The following is a 6,914-nucleotide window of genomic DNA, read 5'->3' on the forward strand; positions in this document are numbered from 1 at the left end:
GGCCGGGCCCGCCAGCGCCGGGCCCGCCAGCGCCGGGCCCAGCGCGGTGCCCGCCGCCAGCGTCGCGCTCACGGCCGCGCAGGAGCAGGGCAGGGCCGGCGTGACCGCGGTGGCCGTGCCGGGGACGATCAACGTTGACCAGCTCGTGACGTCCATGGCCGACGCCCGGACCAGGCTGAACGTGACCGGGGCCCGTTTCGTCCCGGGTGCGTTGGAGCGGACGGGTTCGACCGCCACGGTCGGCTACTCGGCGTTGCTCACCCTGGCCAGCTTCCCCGAGCCGTACGGCTATGACGGCGTGCTGCACCTCGCCCGTCAGGGGAAGGCATGGAAGGTCCAGGCCCGGCCGGACGCGATCCACCCCGCGCTGGCAGCACCCGGCCTGCGGCTGGACCGCACGACGTCCAAGGGTAAACGCGGCCAGCTGGTCGACGCCAACGGCCAGCCGCTGAGCGGCGACGCGGAGCTCGCCGGCAACCTGGTCGGCCAGGTGGCCCCGCTGTCGGGACTGCAGCGCGTCCACGACGCGGTCCTCGCCCCGCAGGGCGGCACGGTGGTCGTCCGCAACGAGCGCAACGAGACCGTCAGTACCCTGCGGTCGTACCCGATGACCGACGGCAAGGACGTGCAGACCACGCTGGACCTGAAGGTGCAGCGGGCCGGCGAGGCCGCGATGGCGGCCGCGTCCAAGCCCACCGGGGCGCTGGTGGCCGTCGACGTGCGCACCGGCGGTGTCCTCGCCCTGGTGAACCACCCGCTCAACGGGTACGGCCGGGCGATCAACGGCCATTATCCGCCGGGGTCCACCTTCAAGATTGTCACGGCGACCGCCGCGCTGATCGCGGGGAAGGACGCGAACACCCCGCTGGACTGCACCCAGACCGTGGCGGTCGGCGGGCGCACCTTCAATAACGCCGAGGCCGAGCAGTTCGGTGTTATCCCGTTGCGGGAGGCGTTCGCCCGCAGTTGCAACACCGCGTTCATCCGGCTGGAGCAGTCGTTGCCGGACACGGCATTGGAGCAGGCCGCGAAACTCTATGGTTTCGACGGCAGCCAGCCACTGCCGATAGCGAGCGTCGGCGGTTCTTTCCCGACGCCGAAGGACGCTGTGGAATCGGCGTCGGACGCCATCGGACAGGGCAAGGTGAACGCGAGCCCGCTACAGATGGCCAGCGTGGCAGCGGCGGCCGCCAGCGGCACCTGGCACCAGCCGTTCGTGACCGGCACGGCGCCGCGCAGCAACCCGCTGCCGGCGGCGGTGGTCCCGACGCTGCAGGACTTCATGCGGGCGGTGGTCACCGAGGGGACGGCGAACAGCGTGGCCTTCCCCGGTGAGGTGCGCGGCAAGACCGGCACCGCCGAGTACAAGGACGGCAGCCCGCCGCCGACCCACGGCTGGTTCGTCGGCTACCGCGGCAACGTCGCCTTCGCGGTCATCGTCGAGGACGGCGGCTTCGGCGCCCAGTCCGCGGCCCCCATAGCCGCCCACTTCCTGGCCAACCTCGACGCCACACCCTGACACCGCACCCTGACGACAGCCTTCTGACGGTTCCTGACGAGCGCTTGCCCGCCTTCCTGTTGCTGGCACGTTGCCAGCGAAGGTTCTGTTACGTGGAAAACAACAGGGAAACGATGGTCGCCTTTTATGTGTATATGTTCGACATGGTGACGCTTTGCATGGCACACTGCGTACCGTGACCGTGTTTGCGCTCGGCGCGCTTGCCGACCCCGATCCCGGGTAGTCGCCTGCTGGGCAGGCCGGTGGTGCAGACAACGGCGTCTGGCGACATTCTGTCGATGTACTGTTTCGTTCCGTTGTCTTTCGCGTCGTTGTCTCCTGTGCCGCACACCGGGCGCGCAGGCTGTTTTCGGTTTCGCCTGCCCCGTGCCCCCGCTCTCAGGCGAGAGCACGGGAATTCGCGTATTCCACGGACCTCCGGAGCGCTCCCATGCCTGCCTGGCGCCATCTGCTCGACGTCCACGGACGTCCTGCCCCGCTCGTCGGTGGAGGACGGCCGGTCGATGGCCGATGAGGCCCGATCCCGCGGATACTTCCGACGGCTCGCCCAGTCCGTCGCCGGCCGCTTCGATCCCCACAGCTGTTCCTGGCGGCGGACCTGTTCCTGGTAGAACGCTGTCGAGTCTTTCTGGACGGCGGGCCCGATCTGCCCTGGTCCCATTCGGCAGGGTCGCAGGCGTGCCGCCGGCCGCCCGGCCACGTAAGACCACGGTCAACCTCACCCTCGCCGAGGAGGAGGCACTCGAAGATCTCGTCCGCGACCTCCGGCGTCGTACCGGCAGAGCAGTGTCGAAAGACGAGACATGGCGGGCGATGCTCGTGTGGAGCATACGCCACGGCAGCCTTACCGACGCCCTCGCGGACATCCTCGAACAACCACCGCCGGCTCAGCCCTGAACCACCCGTTTCCCCTCGCGGACAGGGAACGCCGATCCCGCGACGGCGGGAACAACTCTCCTCGCCATGCAAGTTTCCCGTCATCCCGTCATCCCGTCATCCCGTCATCCCGTCATCCCGTCATGACGGAATTAACTCTTTTTGCTTGTGTGATATCTTGTCCAGCATCTTTGCCTATGTTTTTTCCGCCCGTTTTTATTCCGTTGGCCCCAGTCGTCGCCTGAGCGCCACACCTGCATGTCACCCTGGGAGCTGACGCCGACATGACACCTATCACCTCACCTCAGGCCCACCCCGGTGCCAGACGAAGCGGAGACACCGGGGCGCTGTCAGCTGCCCACGTGACGTAGGTATTTCCGGCCAGAGCCGCACGAAGCTCCCGGCGTCAGAAGCGTCGGATCATGAGATCGAGTACGTAAGTGGTCGCTCCGGCAGCCACTTACGTACTCGATCTCATGATCCACCGGTCTGGTGAGCCTACCCGCCACGCTGTGAACGGCCCTGTCGACGGCGGGAGCTGGTCGTCAGGAGGTTCTTGGATCGCCGTTCACATCAGGCAAGATCCACGGGGGAGTCCGAGGTCGGTAACGGCACGCTGAAGGCTTGGGGCTGGTGCCGACGTGCCAGGGGTGTGGGTGGGCTGCCGGCGTCTTGGGTACCTGGCACCGTCGCGGTGGGCGCGGTGTTGGGTGACGAGGGTGTTGATGAGCTTGACGGGGGCGGGGATGTCGGGGCATGGTTAGAGCCATGCTCAGTGGCATCCTCGCACCTGCGATTCCTGTACTTGTGGAGCGCGCGTAGCCGATCTTAGGACTGCGTGCGCCGCCCCTCAGTGCCTTCGGCACGAGGGGTTTTTTTGTGCCCGGCCCACCCACCCGTCACCACCGTGGAACGTCAAGGAAGACGATCAGATGAGCAGTCAGATCACCGGAGCGCAGTCGCTGGTCCTTTCGCTGGAGGCCGCCGGGGCCGACGTGGTCTTCGGCATCCCCGGTGGCGCGATCCTCCCGGCGTACGACCCGTTGTACGACGCCGAGCGCCTCCGGCACATCCTGGTCCGTCACGAGCAGGGTGCCGGGCACGCCGCCGAGGGCTATGCGCAGGCCACCGGACGGGTGGGCGTGTGCATCGCGACGTCCGGGCCGGGCGCGACGAACCTGGTCACGCCGATCGCGGACGCCTACATGGACTCGGTGCCCCTGGTGGCGATCACCGGCCAGGTGCCGAGCGCGGCGATCGGGACGGACGCGTTCCAGGAGGCCGACATCTGCGGCATCACCCTGCCGATCACCAAGCACAACTTCCTGGTGGCCTCCGCGGACGACATCCCGCGCACGATCGCCGAGGCGTTCCACCTCGCCTCCACCGGACGACCCGGGCCCGTACTCGTCGACCTGCCCAAGGACATCCTGCAGGCGACCACGTCGGTGCTGCCCGCCGACATCTGGCCGCCCACGCTGTGCCTGCCCGGCTACCGGCCGGTGACCCGCCCGCACGGCAAGCAGATCCGCGAGGCGGCCCGGATGATCAGCGCGGCCCGCCGGCCGGTCCTCTACGTCGGCGGCGGGGTGCTCAAGGCGCGGGCCGCCGCCGAGCTGCGTACGCTCGCCGAGCTCACCGGCATCCCGGTGGTGACGACGCTGATGGCCCGCGGCGCGTTCCCCGACTCGCACCCGCAGCATCTGGGCATGCCGGGGATGCACGGGTCGGTCGCCGCGGTGACCGCCCTGCAGAAGTCCGACCTGCTGATCGCCCTCGGCGCCCGCTTCGACGACCGGGTGACGGGCCGGCTCGCCTCCTTCGCGCCGAAGGCCGCGGTCATCCATGCCGACATCGACCCGGCCGAGATCGGCAAGAACCGGGTGGCGGACGTGCCCATCGTGGGGGACTGCCGCGAGGTGATCAACGATCTCGTCGCCGCGCTGCAGGGCGAGCCGCGGGCGGACCTCGCCGGCTGGTGGCGGCAGGTCGACGGCTGGCGCCGGACCTACCCGCTGGGCTACGACCTGCCGACGGACGGCTCGGTCGCCCCGCAGTACGTCATCGAGCGGCTCGGCAGGATCGCCGGCCCGCAGGCGCTGTACGTCGCCGGGGTCGGCCAGCACCAGATGTGGGCCGCGCAGTTCATCTCGTACGAGAACCCCTATACCTGGCTGAACTCCGGTGGACTGGGCACGATGGGCTACGCGGTGCCCGCAGCGATGGGCGCCAAGGTCGGCCGGCCGGACGCGACGGTGTGGGCGATCGACGGTGACGGCTGCTTCCAGATGACCAACCAGGAGCTGGCCACCTGCGCGCTGGAAGGCATCCCGATCAAGGTTGCGATCATCAACAACGGGTCGCTCGGCATGGTCCGGCAGTGGCAGACCCTGTTCTACGACCAGCGGTACTCCAACACCGACCTGGGCACCCGGCCGGACAGTGCCGGCACCAGCGCCGGCACCGGCGGCGGCCCCGGTGCCGGCAGCGCGTCCGGTGCCCCGCGGGGCACGCGCCGGGTGCCGGACTTCGTGCGCCTCGCCGAGGCGCTCGGCTGCGTCGGGATGCGCTGCGAGTCGCCGGACGAGGTCGACGCCACGATCGACAAGGCCATGGCCATCGACGACGCGCCGGTCGTGGTGGACTTCGTCGTCCACCGGGATGCGATGGTGTGGCCGATGGTCGCCGCCGGCGCGAGCAACGACGACATCAGGATCGCCCGGGACATCGCCCCCGATTTCGACTATGAAGAACTGTAGGAAGAGGTTCAGGCCGTGAGCACGCACACCCTGTCGGTGCTGGTGGAGAACAAGCCCGGGGTGCTCGCCCGGGTCGCGGGGCTGTTCTCCCGGCGCGGCTTCAACATCGAGTCGCTCGCGGTCGGGCCGACCGAGCACGACGACGTCTCCCGGATGACGATCGTCGTGTCCGTCGACGAGCTACCGCTCGAGCAGGTCACGAAACAGCTCAACAAGCTGGTCAACGTCATCAAGATCGTCGAAATGGAGCCGTCGGCCGCGGTGCGGCGGGAGCTGGTCCTGGTCAAGGTGCGGGCGGACCTGTCGGTCCGTTCGCAGGTGCTCGAGACCGTCCAGCTCTTCCGCGCGAAGGTGGTCGACGTCGCCCCGGACGCGGTCACCGTGGAGGCCACCGGCACCCGCGACAAGCTCGACGCCCTCATCCGGATGCTCGAACCGTTCGGCATCAGGGAACTGGTCCAGTCCGGCATGGTCGCCCTCGGCCGAGGCCCGCGATCGATTACCGACCGTAGTCTGCGTGCTCTCGACCGGACGGCCTGAGGGCCATGGAGATCCCGTGGGCCCGGTTGCGCCGGGCCCACTGACGAAGAATCGAGGAGATTCGCCCACGATGGCCGAGATCTACTACGACGCGGACGCGTCGCTCGACAACATCACCAACCGTAAGGTCGCCGTCATCGGGTACGGCAGTCAGGGCCACGCCCACGCCCTCAACCTGCGCGACAGCGGCGTGGACGTCCGGGTCGGCCTGCCCGAGGGCAGCCGCAGCCGGGCGCGGGCCGCCGAGCAGGGGCTGCGGGTGCTCACCCCGGCCGAGGCGTCGGCCGAGGCGGACGTGATCATCCTGCTCGCGCCGGACACCGCCCACCGTAAGATCTACGCGGAGTCCATCGCGCCCAGCCTGTCGCCGGGCAAGGCGCTCGCGTTCGGCCACGGGTTCAACATCCGGTACGGGCTGATCGAGCCGCCGGCCGGGGTGGACGTGTTCATGGTCGCGCCGAAGGGCCCGGGGCACCTGGTCCGGCGGACCTTCACCGAGGGCAAGGGCGTCCCGGTGCTGGTCGCGGTCGAGGCGGACGCGTCGGGCGGCGCGCTCGCGCTCGCGCTCGCCTACGCCAAGGCGATCGGCGGCACCCGCGCCGGCGCGCTGCGCACGACCTTCACCGAGGAGACCGAGACCGACCTCTTCGGCGAGCAGGCTGTGCTCTGCGGCGGCGCGAGTGCCCTGGTACAGGCCGGTTTCGAGACGCTGGTCGAGGCCGGCTACCAGCCGGAGGTCGCCTACTTCGAGTGCCTGCACGAGCTCAAGCTGATCGTCGACCTGATGTACGAGGGCGGCATCAGCCGGATGCGCTACTCGATCTCGGACACGGCCGAGTACGGCGACGTCACCCGCGGCCCGCGGGTGATCACGCAGGCGGTGAAGGACGAGCTGCGCCGCATCCTCGGCGAGATCCGGGACGGCTCGTTCGCCCGCGAGTGGGTGGCCGAGGACGACGCGGGCCGCCCGCAGTTCACCAAGCTCGTCGAGGAGGGCAAGAAGCACCCGATCGAGCAGGTCGGCGCCCAGCTGCGGCCGCTGATGTCCTGGATCGCCGAGCCCGTCGACTGACCTGCCCCACCCCGTCCCACCCCGCCCCGTCCCGCCCCGTCCCGCCCCGTCCCACCCGTCTCCGGCGCGGCGGGCCCGCGGTCGCCGGTCGCCGCGCGCCCGCCGCACCGGGGACGGGGCCGGGGCGCGGATACGGACGGTCGGGCCG

Annotated in this window: 4 protein-coding genes and 1 pseudogene; all 5 read left to right on the top strand. The window is 69.8% G+C overall.

Annotation, left to right across the window (positions count from 1 at the left end; translation table 11 throughout):
* The coding region (locus NBW84_RS21105; RefSeq protein ID WP_250286690.1) for a penicillin-binding transpeptidase domain-containing protein at positions 1 to 1,519 on the top strand (1,519 nt) is incomplete at its 5' end.
* Positions 1,520 to 2,197: 678 nt separating this feature from the next.
* Positions 2,198 to 2,416: a hypothetical protein gene (locus NBW84_RS21110; RefSeq protein WP_250286692.1), complete on the top strand. Its 219-nt coding sequence runs from the start codon at positions 2,198 to 2,200 to the stop codon at positions 2,414 to 2,416.
* Positions 2,417 to 3,288: 872 nt separating this feature from the next.
* A pseudogene (locus NBW84_RS21115) lies at positions 3,289 to 5,154 on the top strand (acetolactate synthase large subunit); the annotation flags it as partial.
* 15 nt (positions 5,155 to 5,169) lie between these two features.
* Positions 5,170 to 5,694 carry an acetolactate synthase small subunit gene (gene ilvN, locus NBW84_RS21120; protein WP_250286696.1) on the top strand — a complete coding sequence of 175 codons (525 nt, stop codon included), beginning with the start codon at positions 5,170 to 5,172 and terminating at the stop codon, positions 5,692 to 5,694.
* Between the two features lie 70 nt (positions 5,695 to 5,764).
* Positions 5,765 to 6,766 carry a ketol-acid reductoisomerase gene (gene ilvC / locus NBW84_RS21125; RefSeq protein ID WP_250286698.1) on the top strand — a complete coding sequence of 334 codons (1,002 nt, stop codon included), beginning with the start codon at positions 5,765 to 5,767 and terminating at the stop codon, positions 6,764 to 6,766.
* The last annotated feature ends 148 nt before the right edge of the window (positions 6,767 to 6,914 follow it).

It is taken from the genome of Protofrankia sp. CiP1_Cm_nod2 (genome assembly GCF_920664355.1).
In the GTDB taxonomy this organism is placed as follows: Bacteria; Actinomycetota; Actinomycetes; order Frankiales; family Frankiaceae; genus Protofrankia.